13 protein-coding genes and 1 pseudogene are annotated in these 18797 nt (G+C 37.5%); 7 read left to right on the top strand and 7 right to left on the bottom strand.

Translation table 11 applies throughout. The features are described 5' to 3' along the window. The first annotated feature begins 877 nt into the window (after positions 1 to 877). The 4 genes from BN338_RS01080 (at position 878) to BN338_RS01065 (ending at position 5669) form a co-directional block, all read left to right on the top strand. Positions 878 to 1156: a hypothetical protein gene (locus BN338_RS01080; protein WP_051018459.1), complete on the top strand. Its 279-nt coding sequence runs from the start codon at positions 878 to 880 to the stop codon at positions 1154 to 1156. A 15-nt stretch (positions 1157 to 1171) separates the two neighbouring features. Beyond that, positions 1172 to 1333 (top strand): hypothetical protein, encoded by a 162-nt coding sequence (locus BN338_RS11515; protein ID WP_156809213.1) that lies wholly within the window; start codon positions 1172 to 1174, stop codon positions 1331 to 1333. Between the two features lie 1409 nt (positions 1334 to 2742). Then, positions 2743 to 3186: a hypothetical protein gene (locus BN338_RS01075; protein ID WP_039758217.1), complete on the top strand. Its 444-nt coding sequence runs from the start codon at positions 2743 to 2745 to the stop codon at positions 3184 to 3186. 1739 nt (positions 3187 to 4925) lie between these two features. Then, entirely contained in the window at positions 4926 to 5669 is a 744-nt protein-coding gene (locus BN338_RS01065; protein ID WP_039758213.1) for a DUF4167 domain-containing protein, read from the top strand. Positions 5670 to 6511: 842 nt separating this feature from the next. On the opposite strand, the gene BN338_RS01055 is transcribed toward BN338_RS01065, so the two are convergent. The 4 genes from BN338_RS01055 to BN338_RS01040 form a co-directional block, all read right to left on the bottom strand. After that, complete coding sequence (locus BN338_RS01055) at positions 6512 to 6958, bottom strand: hypothetical protein (protein ID WP_198003650.1); 447 nt, start codon at positions 6956 to 6958, stop codon at positions 6512 to 6514. Between the two features lie 43 nt (positions 6959 to 7001). After that, positions 7002 to 7367 (bottom strand): hypothetical protein, encoded by a 366-nt coding sequence (locus BN338_RS12895; protein ID WP_039758207.1) that lies wholly within the window; start codon positions 7365 to 7367, stop codon positions 7002 to 7004. A gap of 986 nt (positions 7368 to 8353) precedes the next feature. Further along, a complete protein-coding gene (locus tag BN338_RS01045; protein WP_039758205.1) occupies positions 8354 to 9367 on the bottom strand; it encodes a sensor histidine kinase in 1014 nt (337 codons plus the stop codon). Positions 9368 to 9389: 22 nt separating this feature from the next. Beyond that, the gene (locus BN338_RS01040; protein ID WP_039758204.1) at positions 9390 to 10184 is read right to left on the bottom strand and encodes a response regulator; all 795 of its coding nucleotides are present in this window, start codon (positions 10182 to 10184) and stop codon (positions 9390 to 9392) included. A gap of 167 nt (positions 10185 to 10351) precedes the next feature. On the opposite strand from BN338_RS01040, the gene BN338_RS01035 reads away from it, so the two are divergent. From BN338_RS01035 to BN338_RS01025, 3 genes are all read left to right on the top strand, one after another. Then, positions 10352 to 10555 carry a NepR family anti-sigma factor gene (locus tag BN338_RS01035; protein ID WP_039758202.1) on the top strand — a complete coding sequence of 68 codons (204 nt, stop codon included), beginning with the start codon at positions 10352 to 10354 and terminating at the stop codon, positions 10553 to 10555. 7 nt (positions 10556 to 10562) lie between these two features. Beyond that, on the top strand, positions 10563 to 11117 hold the full coding sequence (locus BN338_RS01030; RefSeq protein ID WP_039758368.1) for an RNA polymerase sigma factor: 555 nt from the start codon (positions 10563 to 10565) through the stop codon (positions 11115 to 11117). Positions 11118 to 11341: 224 nt separating this feature from the next. Continuing rightward, positions 11342 to 12763 (top strand): sensor histidine kinase, encoded by a 1422-nt coding sequence (locus BN338_RS01025; RefSeq protein WP_039758200.1) that lies wholly within the window; start codon positions 11342 to 11344, stop codon positions 12761 to 12763. A gap of 53 nt (positions 12764 to 12816) precedes the next feature. Here BN338_RS01025 and BN338_RS01020 read toward each other — a convergent pair whose 3' ends face one another. The 3 genes and pseudogenes from BN338_RS01020 to BN338_RS01005 all read right to left on the bottom strand — a co-directional run bounded on the left by BN338_RS01020 (position 12817) and on the right by BN338_RS01005 (position 18463). Beyond that, positions 12817 to 14331, bottom strand: a complete 1515-nt coding sequence (locus BN338_RS01020; protein WP_039758198.1) for a metallophosphoesterase — start codon at positions 14329 to 14331, stop codon at positions 12817 to 12819. Between the two features lie 732 nt (positions 14332 to 15063). Further along, positions 15064 to 15417 (bottom strand): annotated as a pseudogene (locus BN338_RS12890) (metallophosphoesterase); the annotation flags it as partial. A gap of 1060 nt (positions 15418 to 16477) precedes the next feature. Then, positions 16478 to 18463: a M23 family metallopeptidase gene (locus tag BN338_RS01005; RefSeq protein WP_039758191.1), complete on the bottom strand. Its 1986-nt coding sequence runs from the start codon at positions 18461 to 18463 to the stop codon at positions 16478 to 16480. Positions 18464 to 18797 lie beyond the last annotated feature (334 nt).

The following is an 18797-nucleotide window of genomic DNA, read 5'->3' as shown; positions in this document are numbered from 1 at the left end:
ATCCCTTCAGAGTCGTTGGATTATTTACAAACTGTTGTGGGGGTTAAAATCTTTGTCCTTTGAGATGTTAGGCAGTGGTCAACGATTATGTTTAATATTTTTAAACAGTTGAAATGGTGGGGAACAGGTCTGTCTCTCTTTTTTTACAATGATAGCTCCCTTTGTCAGAGCAGATTGATCATGTATTGTAATGCGCGGTGAGCCCCTATTCTTTGGCAAATGGCATTTTGTATTTGTTTGGCAATTCCTTGAAAAAGGATGAGCGTGAGACAAGAAAATTTGTAAGATAATCGTTTATCCCGTTGTGTCGTAAAAGATTATTGTTTGAGGGGTGGTTAAAATTTTCTGCCTGAGATGTTTTTTAATGTGTGGGGTGAATAGGTTTGCTTGTAAATCCTCATGAAATCTCCTTCTTTGCGCTGTGACGATGTTGAACATTTGAAGGAGGAGATCCTAATTGGAATTCCCTAGACCAAGAAGCCTAATTGTTTGCAGACTATTGTTTATCAATGGGCATGGTTTAAAGATCGGTGGGGTTTCCTTTGTCTTGTTGGGAGAAGCCGACAAAGCTGCAATGTCATTGTGCATTTTTTAAGGTTTCAGGGGGGAGGAAATCACTATTTTAGGTGAAAAACAGAATATAATTTAAAAAAATATCTTGTAAAAAATTTTCAATGAGGAATTTTTTTCAAAAGTCTTGAATGCGGTTGTCTGCGGTTGTCTGCGGTTGTCTGCGGTTGTCTGCGGTTGTCTGCGGTTGTCTGCGGTTGTCTGCGGTTGTCTGCGGTTGTCTGCGGTTGTCTGCGAAATGAAAAAATCGCGCACAAGGGAAACGATACGCAAATGCTCCATGGGGCTGTCCAAAAAGGGGGATATAATGGCACTTTTTCCATTTTCTATTGCTGATATTGATGATCCGGAATGTATTCGTGTGGTTCTTTATGCCAGCGGAAGAATGGGACATGCTCCTTTGAATGCATTACTGAAGAAAGCATATGAAGATATAACAAAAATTTCAAAGCGGATGGATGCTTTAGAAAAAAAATTAAATACGCTTGATCTTGACAATGTCAAACAGAAACAAAATGCGAAAAAAGATGATCAAAGCAATATGGACAATATTGCGCACGGTGGGATAACCTTACCGAACGCTTAGATGAATGCATCAGAAATGAATATAGAAGCATCTGTCGATAAAAGCAGTTTTGTTACAGAACTTACACCAGTGAAGACGCCAGAAATATACAGTAGTGCTCATCAAAACATTAAGATTGAGTCTTCTGGAGGACTTTCTTTTTTGTTTAAAAATAAAAATAGAAAAAAGGAATCATAACAATATGCATGTGTTGAAGCTATAGATGAAATAAATCTTATTTATAAGCTTCGGTGGAGTGTGGAATTGCTATGCATTTGAGATGTTTTTAAAAATCTAAAAAAATGATCAAACGAAAGGCATCTTGAAAAAGAGAAGCATTATTGCAGGAAAGTTTATCATGATCTTTTAAAAAAGATGAGAGCGAATGATGAGGGCACACTAAGTATATAGCAAGGTTTTGGCGTTCACAGAGAAAGAAGCTTTACTCAAGCAGAAATGCATGGAAAAAGAAGCTTGCATAAAGAGAAAAGTTCTTGCAACAATTTGAAAAATCTTGTGAATAGAACACGCTATGATTTTAAATCTATAAAAAATTTTCCGTTTTTATCTTCTTTTCAAAGAGAAAAATACCAATAAAAAAGAGTGTGCGGTTGGAGCAGAATTGGGGGGAACTTATTTTCCTAGCAAACAATGCTCTACAATGGGGCTGCTCTACAAGGAGGAAAGGATGTAAAAATAGGTTTAAGTGGTTGTTTATTTGTCTTAATCCTGTTTATATCGTAAAAACACCGCCTTTTGAGGTGTGATATGTAAGAAGTGTCTTGTTTTCTTGTAGGAGCCTTTCTTATAAAAGAAGTGTTTTTTAAAGACCTTACTGAATATTAAAAGCAGGACTGGTTTGTTGAGCCTTAAGTGAATCACATGTGGGAAAGCCAAAGGAAATCCGGTAGAATAATTGATCAATAAGATTGCTTTTTTATCTTTGTGCTTAAACAGTACGTTTACTTGTGGATGATCTTAAGAAAAATCAATAAAGCGTTTTATTTATTAGATACATTTTGGTTTTAAAATATGCTTTCCTACAAACAACACTCTTTATATAAAAAATTATTATTTTTCATATAGTTAAATCCATAATGGAGATAAAAAGCTTTTTTCATTTAAATGAATGATCTCATAAACAGTGCTTTCATCGCTCATTTTTTATACTTATCTTTGGATAAGTTTTATAAATACAATGAAACATCTTGCAAATATATACATTTTGTGTATAAGTATTTGTTATTGATTTCTTTTGTATATTATTTTATTATATCTCTATTCATAAGCCGCACCATTTAATGGTGCGGCTTTTTTTTATTGTAGAACAGGTGGAGCACTATATCTCTGTTCTTGGGATGGATGAAGAATCTTTATCTTTTAAGCTGGGGGGAGAAAATTATAATCTCTGTTTTGCATAAAGATGGAAGGTTTTTTTTAAGAATTTTATACGATAAAAAACAGTAAAAATATTAAGAATACAGAGAAAAAAGCGCCTTTGAGACTATTGATCGTTTGCTGTTATACTCTGTATTGTATAAAAAGATACTTCTATTGTTATTTGCTGTAAAAAGTTTCTCTTGGGATGTTTAAAGGGTATAGTCTTTATGGAAAATAGAATCCGCGCAAGACAAAAGGCTTATTTCAAAAAATTATATCGCAAGATTGCTATTGTTTGTATGATACTCTTTTGTATCGTGATTTTGGGTTTTGTTATTGTAAAGGCGGTCAGTTATTTTTCTTCTGATAAAAAAATAACACAACAAGCACCTGTTGAATTGGCTATTCCTGTCTTTGATATGCGCGTGTATTGCAAGGAAATTTCTGCTTCCGTGATGCCTGATATGAAAAGAGAAGTTTATCAGCATTGTCTTAATTTGGAAAGTGAAGCCTATTTTGCTATTCGTGAAATGTGGGATAAGCTTTCTGATACTGCAAAAAAACAATGTTTGACGATGGTACGACCGGGGGATGGAAATTATTTTCTCTTACGGGATTGTTTTCTCAATGAACAAGAACGTGAAAAAGGTAAAACACGTAATCACTTTTAAGATGTTACACAGCAAGTTTAAGAGGATGCGAATTTTGATAAAAAGCTAAAACGCTTCATTGCTCTCTGATGCTATACTTATTGAATGTCTTTATTTTGTACGAATCTTGTCATTTAAGCTGTGGTTGTGTAAAGCCATGGGTGTTTCTTTGAAGTGTTTTAGGGGCTATAGTGAAGTTTTAGGAGAACTTGTTACACTTTTCGTTTAAGGCAAATAACAGGTGGGGGAGGGTATTCCGCGATGGTGCTTCGTGAATGGGAAGGCGCCCATGAAATGTATAAAATTTATAAAACATTCCCTTTATTTATGTTTCATAAAAGTGCAAGCCGGCGTTCTCATACGTTGAGGGTTTCAATGTTATGGGTAGGCTTTGCTTGGCTTTTGAAACGACCTATACGAGGCGTTTTTAAGTCTTTTCTTTATCCGTTTTTATTTTTGCGCAGGCTCTCTTTGCGTGTAACGTGCACGTTAATAATTTTGATTAATCCGATAGAAATCAGATTGAGGATGAAAAAATCCTAGGGTATGAAGGTTTTTTTACGCAACACACAAAAAGATGAATGGTCTTTGTAAATCAATTTGTTGTACGAATTTGACAAAAGTTCGGATTGTTGGCAGATCCGTGTGGATAACGAATTCTCGTTCTTTGAGGATGTCTTCAGTCAATAGGCATGATAAAGTTAATAGACACAACAAAACTAAGTAAAAAAATATTTTTTATTCGAGAAAATTATAAACTTCAAGATTGCTTCATGTGTAAAACGCTCTATTGGATTTGCAAAAGGGTTTATTTTATACCCTCCAGTTTTCTTTATAAGACGAGGATAAGAGAAGAAAGGGATAAGAGAGGAAAGGCGTTATGCTATCCTTAGTGATAGACTTTGAGGGAGCATTTTTTAAGAAGAATCCGATTTTTGAGAAAGCGCAATATGTTGGTCGTTTTTTTTATAATGTGATATTTTTTGTATTTAACCATTTGACCTTTTAGGCTCAATTTGTTCTCAACAAAGAAGTGTAATTAACTTAAAAATCTATAGGTTAAAATAGAAATTGAGATGATCGTTGGCATGTTCGAGAAAGAAGAGTGGTCTTTTGGTAATTATAGGGCTTGAATAATACTTCATATTAATCTATCTATAGGGACTAAGAGATTTTGTGAAGCGATTGTAGATTATCGCTCGCAAGGGGTTGCTTTAGCGGAGAAGAGAGGCTATATTCATAAAATTAAAGAGGTTCGCACAAGCGACTCGTTAGGGTGGAAGTGCTTATGAATTCATGGCACGAGGGGGGGAAGAGAATATCAGCGTTTTTTAGGAGCGGTGGTTTTAGAATATAAAGGTGGTTTTAGGACAGAAGAAAAAGAGAAGATTCTCGTGTTCTCTGGCAATGTTTTTTTGTTTGTCAGAATATTGTACGTGTGTTCTCCTTTTTTGTTTTCCACAAGATAATTATTTTTTTTAGTGAAATATGGTTTATTTAAAAAAACACTTGGCATTTTATGTGAATATCACTAGGTTTCTGCTGGGTAACAGAGAAATAGGGAATTTTTGATTGACGATTTCCCTGCTGTTTTGTGATTTTCAAAAAAAAATATGCTTTTATCAACATCAGTAGGGTTCGTTTAAGTGAAATAAAACGCGGATAGCTTGATAACCGTATGTTAAACATGATCAGCATTATCAAAAAGTGATGCAATGAAGAAGAGTCAATAAAGACACACACTCCAAAAAGGGATACAAATGAGGCCACAACAAAATAGACGGGTACGCGGTCGCAACAATAACAATAATGGTAATAACAATAATAATCGTCGCGGTCCTAATCCGTTGTCACGCAATTATGAAAGTAGCGGTCCGGATGTCAAAATTCGTGGGAATGCTCAGCAGATTGCTGATAAATACATCAGCCTTGCGCGTGATGCACAAGGTGCCGGTGATCGCGTGATGTCGGAGAATTATTTGCAACATGCCGAGCATTATTTGCGTATTATTTTGGCAGCCGCTGGGCAAATGGCCCAATCGGCTCGACGTGATGAAAATCGTGGTGATGAAAACAACGGACAAGAATGCGGTGAAATAAATCCTGAAAGTCAAAAAACAGATGCTGTCGAGTGTGATACAGATGTATTACAAATGCAGTCGCAAAAAAATGGTCATGATTCATATGCTAAAGCCCAAAATGGCGATGCGCGTGAAAATGCTGTCGAGGCTCTATCGGATGAGAAAATGGGTCAGGAAAACTCTCGCTCTGAGGAAAATATGGAGCCTGTCAAGAAAACACGTCGTTCTCCGCGTCGGCGTACGGTACGGACTCAAGACAAAGCGTCTCTTGAGCTTTCACTGATAACAGAAGAAAGTTCTAAAAATGGGGATGCATCAACATCAACAGAAGAGATTTCTCCTTTGCCTGGATTAAGTGAGGGCATACAGAGAAAAACGCGTCGCCGCCGTGTGGTCAATCTTGAAGCCGAGGAAAATGTTTAAACACCTTAAGCATACTGTATAAGTGCTTGTGGTTCTATTGGTGGTATAATGTAATCGATGCGCAGTTTCTTGCGTTTTCTGTAATTTTCATTCTTTGAGTTTTTATAGGCTCTATCGCAAATAGCGGGCGATAGAAAAGGATTATCTTTTGGCTTGGAGTTGACCTTGAGGGGATAGAAAGAAAATCCACGTTCGTGTATTTAAGAGGTCATTCTTTTAGGAAGAACCAATTGCTTGGTTTATTCGCACCTGAATACTTCTCAATGTCACTTTAGCCCATTTCACTAGGGACTGTTATACTGGGACTTGCTATACTGTAAAAGCCATTGATCGTCTTTGCATAATAAAAGATGCACGTTTGGCCATTATTGCTCTCATTCATCAATGTTGTAACAGTTCTTCCTTATGATTTTTGAAATCAGTTCATAAAGAGTTTTTTTACGCATATGCTTCTTTGCTGTGATGCTTGAGGAAATGATTTTGATGAACTTCATCATAAATAGCGTTGAAATGGGAGAATCTTACGGTATTTGAAACGTTCATTTAGCATGTAAAAATAAATGATCATTATAAATCAATAGGTTGAATTTTCGTCCTCAAGAGGGTGTATTTCTTGCGCTTTCATTTGAGTTTTCATGCTTTGAGCTTTTATGGATAATATCCGTTTTTTAAGAATGGGAATGCTAAGAATGGGAATGCATTGACTGAAAGGTTGCCTCTTTATCTTGATGAGGTGAAGGGAGATAGAGAAAAAAATGCCGTCACCCAAACAGGCTCATCCTTTAAACCAAGGAAAAATTGAAACCTCAATAAATGCTGTGTAGGTGAGTGATGTTGGCTTGTTAATGAGGCATAGTCGCTGATATTTCTTCTGTTGTTTCAATAGAAAGAACGGCAATGAGTGCACCGGTATGATAATTATAAATCATAAATTTTGTTTGTTCATCAGGGGTTAAAATTTTCAGGACAATATTGTTTTCTGTGAGGCTTTGCGACAAAATCTGTGTTTTTTTCGGTAGGGAGAGTGTATGGTGGATAACGTGGGGGGGGGGGCTATGGGAGGAAGAGAGCTCTGTTTGTTTTGGTGCTGATCCCGTTGTAACTTTGTAAACGATTAAGAACAGTACAGTTAGAATGAGGAAGAGCGTTATTAAAACGGAAATCATCATTAAACCCATCAGTTTTTTTCTCACGCGTTCTACAGCAGGGTCTAAGGGGAGATCTTGGGACAGAGGATTTTGCTCTGTGTGATGGTCTTTTGAAGGTTGCATTGGCTTATTATCCATCATGTCTTCCATTGATTATTTTTTGAGATCTGATGGATTTATGCTTTTAACGTTTTTTGTGCAAGAGGTTTGTGGAAGAAGAATGCAGAAGAGGAAGCGATGTTGGTAAAATGTCTTCTTTGTGGACTGTCGATATCTTGTCATGAGCATTTTGGCTTTTAAGCAGGAAATTTCCGTGGTTTGTTACAGACCAGATCAATTTTACTGTTTGCTGATGTGTATCGGGGTGTACGTTTATGCATTGGGCAAAAATTTGTTGTCCATAAAATGCAGATTTTTTTATGGATGGCACCATGGCTTGTTCACATGCTTGAGCCGTTGGGTAGATTTTAGCCATTGTGTTATTCGAGTAGCAACTGTTAAAATCATCCGTACATGAAACCAATAAGAGAATAAAAACAAGAGGATTCATAAAATATTTTCCAAATGAGTGGTTGACAGAGTGAACGCTAATTTGTCAGCCTAGGGGCTTCTTCATTGTTAAACGTTTTAAAAGTTTTTTAGTTCCAAGGAGTTCCAAGGAGTTCCAAGGAGTTCCAAGGAGTTCCAAGGTAAGCGCTTTCTCTATATCGAATTAATCAAAACCATTGGCCCGCACGTCATAAAAGCCAAGTTTTTGGGAAAAACTGCTGGGGGGTAAAAATATTTGAAAAAAACACTAAAAATATCTCTTATGAATGCTCTTTGATGTCAAAGGTTTGTTGTATGGGGAAATATAATAGCTTTGGTGTAGGAGAGGGATAATGATGCGCAACGGGTATTTTTAGGGCGTAAAGAGAGGGTGCTATGAAGGTAAAGAGGGGCGTGCTTAATGGTTCATTTTACGGGGAGAAAGCTTCGTTACAGGTACTGTTTTGAAATGAGCTTGGAGGTCCTGTGAAATATTAAAAACTATGCGCAGGAAAAAGGATCTTTTGTTTTGGATGTTCTCTTTTGCGTGAGATGACCCAGAACGCGATAAATAAAATAAAAGCATAAAATGTGTATTTTTCATGCGTTAATTGTCATGGATGCTTTGAGCTTTAAAATTGAAAAGTGACGATAGGCCTTGGCTTTAACGCTTGAAATTTCATCTTCTTCTAAAATGAAAATATATGCGCATTATGAAAATGTAGGTGCATTTGCGAGAATGATACAAAAAGAGAGAGGGAATGGTTTGCTTTGATTGGGCATATAAAAGGTTTAAGACGGCTTGTTCTTCATCGTTGGGGTTTTTTGTCTTAGAATAGGCGTTATAGGAGCGATGGACGTTGATTGTCAGCGGGAAGGACTTTATTACGCCATTTTCCTTGTTAAGGGGCGAGAGAGGTTGGAAAATATCTTTGTACTGAACAAAAATAGTGCTGAATAAATTAGAGATTTTGCTGAAAAGAGGCATTTATGGTTTGAAAGATTCTTTTAAGAAAAAATATCAAAATAAGTATCAGGAACAGAAAGGCAATAAACAATTCCTTCTTTTGTCAATTTTAAAGAAGCTGAACCATTGACAGAAATGGGAACAATTTTTTCGAGAACGGCACTACCAAAACAGGCTTTTTTATTGTTTGTGGGAGGACGGCCTGATTCAAAATATTCATTCCAAGTGATGAGTAGGTACGTTTTGCCATTCAGTTTTGTTTCGATTTCACAGTGTACACAGACGCGGCCCTTTTCTTGGGAAAGAGCTCCAAAAGAAAGAGAATTGATAATCAATTCATGAAAAGCCAAACCAATATGCAAAGCGGCATTGGGAAAAAGATAAGGATCGACGCCCTCAAGCGAAAAACGTTCTGTTTCTTTCATTAAATAGCCTAAAGCTTGCGTTTGGACCAATTCACGAAATTGGGCGCCACGCCAATCGGAATCGGTAATCAGATCTTGAGAATGAGAAAGAGAATGAAGACGGCCTTGAAACTTGCGTAAGAAAACCTGAAGGGATTCCGTATAGCGGGCGGTTTGACTCGCAATACTTTGAATGATCGCTAAAAGATTTTTGGAACGGTGGCTTACTTCTCGAAGAAGGATTTTAAGCACTTGTTCGCGGCGGCGTAAGCCGGAAATATTAACACCGGTGGTGATAATACCGATAATGTCCCCGTTATCATTGCGGTGGCAATCAATAGAAAATTTGTACCAAATCTCTTGTTTGCTTGTATCTTCAAAACGTGCTTCAATAGTTTGCATTTTGCCACTGGCTAAAACTTGCAGTTTGATGGTTTCCATATTGTCTGCAAGGTCAAGCGAAAAAAAGTCGGTGTCACGGCACCCAACCCGCCATTTATGATGCAAATGGTGTGGCAAGTTTTCAGCCCATAAATAAACCAGATTGGTTGCCTGATAAAGAACACAAATATCAGCACCACGAATCGCTTGCATGAGCGCGCTCATGTGAGATCTATCCATAGGAGGCTTTGAAAGAGGTGTAACGATCATAATTGAAAAGGTTTACTTTGTTCTAAGCCGCTTTAGAAGCATTCTCTTGAAAAAATAAAGCTTGGGAAATAAGCGCTTTCACCATATCAGGGTTAAAAGGTTTGGTCACTAAAAAAGTCGGTTCTGGTCGCTCGCCGGTCAGTAGCCTTTCGGGAAAAGCCGTGATGAAAATCACCGGTATATGGTCATTTTTCAAAATCTCGTTGACGGCATCAATGCCGGAGCTGTTATCGGCTAATTGAATATCAGCCAAAATCAGCCGTGGTTTTTCCTTATGATACATGATGACAGCTTCATCACGTGTTCGCGCTATTCCGACAACGTGATGGCCTAGGCTTTCTACCATTTGTTCAATATCGAGCGCAATAAGAGGCTCATCTTCAATAATCATCACTTGTGTGGCAATTTGTTGAGAAATATCAATGGATGCTTGATTGAGAAGCTTGCGAAACTCCTTCGTATCTAAATCCATGATTTCGCTCGCTTCTTGTTCATTAAATCCTTCAACGGCAATGAGCAAAAAGGCTTGGCGTGCACGGGGCGTGAGATACGATAATTTGGCACTGGTTTTTTGTTCAACTCCAAATTGTGGCAGGGGTTCAGGGATATTCGGGGTGGTCTGGTCAAAAAGATGGCAAAAAAGCCAATAGGTACCTATGCGATCACTGGATGCTTTGGGAAAAATGGAAATGTCGGCAATGAGCGCTTCTAACATCGCTGATACATAAGCATCGCCAGAGGATTGGCTTCCAGTGACAGAGCGGGCAAAACGCCGAAGATAGGGAAGATGCGGGGCAATGCGCGTTGATAATGACATAATTTATAACTCCTTTGACCTTTCAAGCATTTTGTTGGTTGAAATTCTCAACAGATAAAAAAGTTCCGATTTGTGTGGAACTTTTTACCGAGAGTTATATTTACAACCATAAGGCGAAAAAATTCTTCGCGGTGTTACTGATATTATATGGATTAGGGGGAAAAAAAATGAACGACCGTGATGAAAAAAATCTCACCACACAATTTAAAGTTGGAGATGATCTTCTCGGTGCTAACAGCGAAATAGCGCGGAGATTACGTCAATTTTACATGGAAATTCAAGAAGAAGCGCTGCCACGGCGTTTGCTCGAGCTTTTAGAGAAGTTGGAGCGTGCAGAGCAATTTGGCTTAAACAATGTGGAAAAGGTTTGAATCCTTTATGTCAAAGTGCGCAAAAAACTTTAAACAAGAACTCCTTTTGGTGTTGCCGGCTTTACGCGCTTTTGCTGTTTCTTTAAGTGGCAAGCACGATAAAGCCGAAGATTTGGTCCAAGATACGGTCATGAAAGCATGGGCCAAACAAGACACTTTTGAGATGGGAACCAATCTTAAAGCTTGGCTTTTTACGATTTTGCGTAATGAATTTTATAGCCAAATGCGCAAAAAGGGGCGGGAAGTTCAAGATACCGATGGCGTATTTACCCAAAATGTTGCGGTTCATCCTGCTCAATATGGAACGCTTGATTTGCAGGACTTTAAAAAAGCCTTAAATCTGCTTTCTGCCGATCAAAGAGAAGCCATTATTCTCATTGGGGCATCAGGGTTTTCTTATGAAGATGCGGCAGCTATTTGTGGCTGTGCTGTTGGAACCATTAAAAGCCGTGTGAGCAGGGCCCGTCATCGATTACAGGAACTTCTTAAGGTCGATGGTGAATCCGATTATGGCCCCGATTCTTATTCAGCTGGGAGTACATTGTGTTCATTTAACGGCTAAAAAAGCATAATAATTATGATGGATAGCCTTGTTTTTTTTATTCCCGTTATAGCTATTACAGTAAAGTTAGTATCTGAGGAAATTCAGAATGTTTGGCGTGTATCCTTAGGAATACAAGAAAAGCCTGTATGAAACGCTCTTATGGGCTTTTGGTTTATGTTTCTTAAGGTTGCCTTCCTTTGTACTGAAAAATGACGACTTTCAAGTTCGCCAATGGAAATTCTATGACAACAAAGACAAATTTGCTGCCTCAAATGCCTTCTTCTGATGCAATGATATCACGCTGGCGATGGGCCGCGATTGTTGTTTCTCTTGTTATGGCTCTTTTAGCATCGGTTTTTATTATGTTGCTTTCAAATGCCGTTGATCGAGAAGTTGCACAGTTGAATACCAGTTCAGAATTGCGCGAACAGGCTGATTTGGTGCTCATTAGCTTAATCGATATGGCTATCGCTGATCGTAGCTACGCAAAAACCCGAAAGCCAGAAGATAAAGCACATTTTGAAAATGCGGCACGAGAGCTCGAGGATATTCTCGATTATACAGAGCTTATTGTTTATGCACATCCCCAATGGTATGAGTGGTTTACGGCTTTTAAAAAGGAAGTCGAAGCACGCAAGGCTTTTATGCATGCCCATATGCGCGCCCTTGATGGGCTGCCTGATCAATCTTCTCAAGCTGTTGTTCCCGCAGATATTTCTAGGATTCCGGTGGCACGTTTAGCTCAATTGATGACAAGTTTTATTAATGGCGATGATGTGGTACGACAAAAACAGCGTGAGGGCATCGCATTGATGCGGGCTGCTTTAACATTGGCGGCTATTGTTTCTGTTGTGAGTACTTTTATTTCTGCTTATTTTGTTATTAATCGTTTTCATCGTGATGTGCGTTCTTTAAAATTGTATCAATTGCTGCTTCATAGCGAAAATATTGCTTTAGAAGCTCGCGTGAAAGAACGAACACAAGAATTAGAAAGAGCACGCAATCACGCTGAGAAAGAGCGCCAACGTGTTGAAATATTGTTGCAGGATGCAAGTCATCGCATTGGCAACTCTCTTGGAACGGTTTCTTCTTTGCTGGGGCTTCAATTAAGTCGGAGTAAAAATGAAGAAGTCCGTTCTGTACTTGGGGCTGCACGTGATCGTATTCAGACAATTTCCACAGCACATCGTCGTTTGCGCTTGAGTGATGATATGGAAACAACGCTATTGGCAGAGTTTCTCAGTTCTGTTGTGCATGATGTTGAATTGGCAGTCCCTTTTGAATTGCGTGAAAACATTACCATTCACACAAACTTTAAAGATTGTCGACTGTCTTCAAGAGATGCAACAACCCTTGGAATTATCCTTGGTGAATTGTTGACTAATTCCTTAAAACATGCCTTTCCTGATCAACGAGAGGGACATATTTATATCTCCTTTGGTCCTGAGAAAAATGGACAATTGATGCTTATTGTTGAAGATGATGGCGTGGGGATGAAAAGCCAAACTTTAGAACAAAAAACGGGACTTGGTCGTGTGGTTGTGGAACAGCTTTGTATGCAATTTGGTGAAAAACCTCTTTTTGAAACTTCTGCTTTAGGGGGCACAAAGATCGTCATTCCTTTACCAAAACTTAATACAGGTGGCGCAAAGGAGGCAACCTAGGTCATTTGAAGGTGCTCCCTTTGCGTGTGAAAGTGGAAAGTAAAAGAATGTCCTTATAAATTACTACAATTCTCCCAGAGGGAGGTGTTGGTTCCATTTTGTCCTAAATTTTCGACCAAAACTGGTTTTCCTGTTTTTCCATTATAGGCTTCGACGTAAATATTTTTTCCTCGCACATTGACGAGGTAGTAGTCTCCTTTGAAGAGTGCTCCTGCTGTATAGACCGGAATATTTCCAAAGACTTTATCATCCTGTGCACGGCAATAGAATCGTTGATGTTCGTGGCCTACAAAAATTGCTTTTACATTGTGATTTGTAATGATGGATTTAAATGCAGCGAGTTGTCGAGCATTTTTAGGATGGAGAAAATGCGAATCTTGATCTCCAAAATAGGGGCGTGCATCATGAAAATTGAGAATTGTAACTTTCCCTCTTGCATCAGCAGCCGCTAAATCTTTTTTGAGCCACTTAAGAGCGCTTGTTATTCTTACTTTAGTGCTACCGTCAGATAAATTAGCAGTGTAAGTTGGGTAATTTTGAAGCTGTACATAGTGAATATCTCCATAATCCCATGAGTAGCTTAGACTTCCCGTTATGAATTGACGGGACGTTTCATGATGAAAAAGTTGACGAGAAGTTACATGTTTATTGAACTCCGGTACAGAATCTTTATATTTGTTTAGTTCTTGCAGCATTCTTTTCACAGCACTTACCGCACATGCATCCTTTGAAAGATTTGATATCGGTATCATACAATCGTTAATATTATTGTAATAATCATGGTTCCCTAGTCCTTCATAGATAGGATAGGCAATGCTTTTGTAGACATCTGCATAGTCTTGATAGGTTTGGGGGCGACCAAACTCAGTTAAGTCGCCATTGATAATATAAAATGAAGCAGCATGTGACTCTATAGCACGGGCGACTTTCTTATTTTCCTTTATCCATGGTTGTCTGTTGCTGTTTGCGTTAGGATCGCCGGTATCCAAACGCCATGGTTGCGGATCAGCTGCTATGACAACCTTATAATTTTTAATAGGTGCCTTCCTTTTTATATACCAAATTGTTCGCGCGTTATCACCAACCCCCTCCACGCGCTCAAAATAATAATCTTTGCTACTCGCGGTAGCAGAATATTCATTGGCACCACGATAAGGATTATACCATCGGAATTTTAAAATAGTGTTATCATCTTGTACTTTATATTTAACCCATCCTCCGGATCCAAAAAGCCAAGCATTGGAAGTTGTTGCTGCTTTTCCCACACAACCAGATGCAATTATATTCGAAGGCACTTCATTTTTCCAATATGCATCTGTTTTCCATTCTCCACGCTCTATACCTTTATCAATTAATACCATAGAAGTAGGCGGATTGGTTAGTTCATTAACGATGTATACATCTGTAGAACGATCATCATATGCAATTCGTTTTGGTATAGGTAACTTGTTAATAAAATCCCGCCTTGTTTCGTTTTTTACACAAACATTTTGCGCGTGAAGGCAAGAAGGTTTCATACAAACAAAGGTAATAAAAAAAATCATAGTAACTATTATTTTGTACTTCATGACGTTATCACCAAAAACTAAAACAACCTTAGAAGATATCTGATAGGTGTAATATTAATCAGGAACTTTAAATTTAATTTTTTATGCATTGTGTTTTGCTCACTATCTTTCAGATGATATGATTTGTTTGAAATAAAACTCATACTGAAAACAATAAGATCAACTTACAAATCTTGCTCGATTTATGCTTGTTTCTTTTTACAATTGCTATCTTTATTCTTTTCCATCGAACTACATGCTCAAAATCCTAAAAACAAAGCTTTATGTTTTTTTTGTGGTATAAATTAAGTGATAATCAATGGTAGAGTGCATCATTAATAACTAAGGCTTTAAGAGAACGCTATAAGCTTTAATATGGAGAGTCTTCCTCTGCGCTTTGATAAGATAGTCATCTCTTTTGTAAAATGCTTTTGCCTTCGATGTAAAAATATTGTCGAAGAATTTATCATTCGGCTCTCAGCCAAATGGATATTGTTATTCCCAAATGGATATTGTTATTCATTGTAAAAGATGATGGTGTGAGTATGAGAAGCTAAGTTTTGATTATTTGATTTTTGAACAGCGCTAGTTTGGTGAAAAGCCCCTTTTTGAAGCTATGGCTTTGAGGGGCATAAAGATCGTTGTTTCTTTTACCCTCTTTATACTAAGTTGGAGCAAAAAAATAACGTTTTCCTTGTCAAGGTTACTTTAAGATCCCTTTTTGTTTGTTGAGGTTGAAAGGAAAAGGTACCTTTATAAATCACTACAACTCTCAGAGAATTCTGTATCACTTTCTATGAGATCAAGATCTCTGACCAAATTTGGTTTTCCTGTTTTTCCATTATAGGCTTTGACATAAATATTTTATCCTCGCACAGTGATGAGGCCGTCGTCTCCTTTGAAGAGTGCTCCTGCTGTATAGACTGGAATATTTCCGAAGACTTTATCATCTTGCGCATGGCAATAGAATCGTTGATGTTCGGGTCCTACAAAAATTGCTTTTACATTATGGCTTGTAATGATGGATTTAAATGCAGCAAGTGTTTGAGCATTTTTAGGATGAAGAAAATGCAAATCTTTATCTCCAAAATAGGGGCGAGAAAAGTGCTTTGTATGATTTTAATGCTTGTGCAACTTTTTTATTTTTCCTGCCCATTTATCTCTGTTTTTTATCGAATGAAGATCACCATAGTCCAAGCGTCATGGTTGTAAATTGGCCATAATGATAGAGGTATAGCTTTTGTTTACTTGAGGCTGTTGTGTTTTTAAAGGGTTATCATTGTTGCTTGAAAAAAGTTTTAATTGCTCAGGTTGTTGAACATTGGAAAGAGCTCTGCCTCTCTCAATGTTTGCTCTTTCTCTCATTTACTTTTGCAAGTTGATAAGAAAAATTCTTGATTTGAGCTTTTTATTTTTTGCTTTATCCAATTTCTTTATTGTTAAAGATTTCTTTTTTCGTTGTGCATTTTCCTTTTCCTCAATCTTAATTGAAATAACAGAATTTATTAGATTTTTGGCTCCATTGATGCTTTTCTTATGTGCTGAATAATTTTACAATCTTTCTGATTGCATTTTTGAGGCTGCTACGCCATTTTGTGCGTGATAGGGTAGCGCTGTCGCTTTTTCAGAGACAAGAAAAAAAGGAATCAAAGCTATAATAATAATTATGTTTATTATTGGAGTTTTCATAAACTCAAACCTTTTTAATTATTTATTATCTTTATGTTATAAAATATAAAATGATTTTATCAATTTGTGTCTTACATATTTTACATTTATGAAAATTTCAATTTAAAATTTAAGCTAAATAAAGTCTCTTAAAATTAAGAAGGCAAGTTTTATATTATTTACTTGTTGCTTGTAGAAAAATTTAAACTTTTTTATTCATCATGATCTTTTAAGATAGAGGGAATTATGCGATTTTCAGTGTCTTGATAAATATATTAAGAGAAGAGTTACCATTTTTTTAGATTTCCATTGTACGCCTTGATAAGGGGGCTATGATTATTTTTGAACATCGCTCTATTTTTTGCGTATTCATAGACTATAAAATATCTTTAAGCGCGGAAATGCCTTTGAGGTCGTGTAATTTCTAGGATCTTTTTTGAAAGATCTCAAATGTTCATAAGCTTTTGTAAGGAAGATACTTGCACGGTGTTTTCATGCTTTAAGTATCGTCAGAGGGGGGTATTGGGCTATTTATCAAGGAATCAATATTGTTTTTTTCTTGTAGGAATGTTTGTAGATCTTGATTCGTTAAGGCTTTGCTATTTGGTATACGGATGCGCATGGGATCAACTTTGACGCCATTGACAATGATTTCAAAATGACAATGGGGACCGGTTGCCATTCCTGTTGATCCGACATATCCAATGATTTGTCCTTGTCGTACTTTTACACCTGGTTTGATGTCTGGTGCATAACGGCTTTGGTGTGAATAACTGCTGATATACCCATTGGCATGTTGAATTTCCGTATGGTTTCCATAGCCGCCTGTTACGCCCACTTTTGTCACAATACCATCTCCTATAGCAATAATGGGAGATCCTTTAGGTGCTACCCAATCAACACCCGTATGCATGCGAACATAACCTAAAATAGGATGTTTGCGTGGACCAAAGGGTGAGCCAAAAACGCCATTGGGTATGGGTTTGCGGAGTAAGAAAGGTTTTGAACTCTTACCTTCAGAATCATAATAATCAACGCTTCCGTCTTTTAATTGATAACGGTAATATTTATAAGTCGCATTCCCAAAAGTTGCACTAATATAACGAATTTCTGGATCAGCATTCTTGAATGGTTCTTTTGCTTTTAAATTCTTTTTGCCGTTTTTGCTTTCTTTATCGCTTTGCGGTAAAGCATAAAATATTTCGATTTGATCATTGGGTGTTATCGGACTTTTCATATCAATATTGGTCGCCAGCAGACGAATAAGACGATAAGAGAGAGATTGTGATATATTATGGCTGAGCAATGCACTATAGAGTGCATCATAAGCCGTTGGTAATTGCGCGCTATTGATATAAGAATGCGGAATACCATTTTGAAAAGCCGTTTTAAGTGCTTTAGACATTTTAGGCTCTGTGCTTTCAATGAATTGACCTTTATCATTCAGGGCAATGGTGAGAACATGATACATCCCTTGATAAATGCTTGCGCGTACGAGATGATCTTCTTCGCCAGCTTGTGTCACGATCCCAATGCGTAAAAGACTTCCCTCTTTAAGGGTATCGGAAAGGCTCATTTTTTCTAGCGTTTTTATAACCTGTTCAACTTGATTCTTTGTGTAACTGGTTTTTTTGAAAGCATCGGCTATCGTTTGTTTTTTACGAATAGGGATAATATCTTCAACATAGTTTTTCGTCAGATCGATACGGTGACTTTGAGGAGAAATGGTTACATTTTCTTGCACGATTCGGACTTCAGGGGACTCTATTTCTTGGGAAGAGGAGGATACATCTTCTAATTTTAAAGGATCGAGGAGTGTGAGAACCGAAAGGAGTTCGGTGCTTTTTTCTAAAGTAAATCCAGCTTTTTGTACTTCTTGTTGTGCTTCTTCATCGGTCAATGTATCGCTATCATCAAAATCAAATTGATCTATTTTAAAATCATAGCTGCGTAAGGTGATTTTTGTTTCAACCTTTGCACCATAAATCTGTCCCGAATCTTGCAGTTTAACGCTTTGATTTGTCGAATCACTGGCCATCATGCTTAAAGAATCAAACTTTGGATAGCTGTATTTCTTGGGGCGCTTTTCGGCTAAAGCCATACGAATCCATTCAAAATGTTGTGTTTGAATGACTTTTTTATCGCCTTTTTTTTGCAGAATTGATAATTCAAATTGGCGTTTACTGTCGAAGCTTTGTCGTGCATGGGTGGGAGAAATACGATCACCTTTATAGCCATTGGCTTCAAGATCTTGCGATTCTAATAGGTTTTCTTGCGTAAACCATTGTGGTGGTGTTACCAATCGCTGTTGTTCATCAAGAGCTGTAAAAAGAGCAATCCCCATAAGGATGCAGGAAGTGATTCCTGTTAGCACTGTTCCTGTAAGCCAACGAACCGAGACCTGTCGGCGTGCGGGCCGCAAGCGTTTGACGACAAGAGCAGGGTCCTGTCCGGGATCGTTTTTTTGTTGTTCGTTATCCCACATAGATTCTTAAGAGTACTTTTCAATATTAAATCAGAATTAAATCAGAGAAAGCTAGCATAGCTTAGCCTGTTTCTACAAGAATTTGATTCTTTGTCATAGATTACAGATAATACGCATTCTCTTCATACAACAATGTCTTTATAAAACATAGCGGTGCAGAAAAATCTCCTTGAATCAATGTTAAAGTAACGTAAAAAAGCGTTATCGTGTTTCACCCTTTTATATGCATTTCCTCGTTTTTATGCATTGCAGCAGGGCGCTATCCTTTCTTTAAAAGCACTATGCTCTCTTTAACTCCTTATATTTTATATAATTTATGATTATGATAGCAGAA

The sequence above is a fragment of the Bartonella queenslandensis AUST/NH15 genome (assembly GCF_000312585.1).
In the GTDB taxonomy this organism is placed as follows: domain Bacteria; phylum Pseudomonadota; class Alphaproteobacteria; order Rhizobiales; family Rhizobiaceae; genus Bartonella; species Bartonella queenslandensis_A.
The sequence above is the reverse complement of the archived record's forward strand: the minus strand, read 5'-3'. Positions and strand labels throughout refer to the sequence as shown.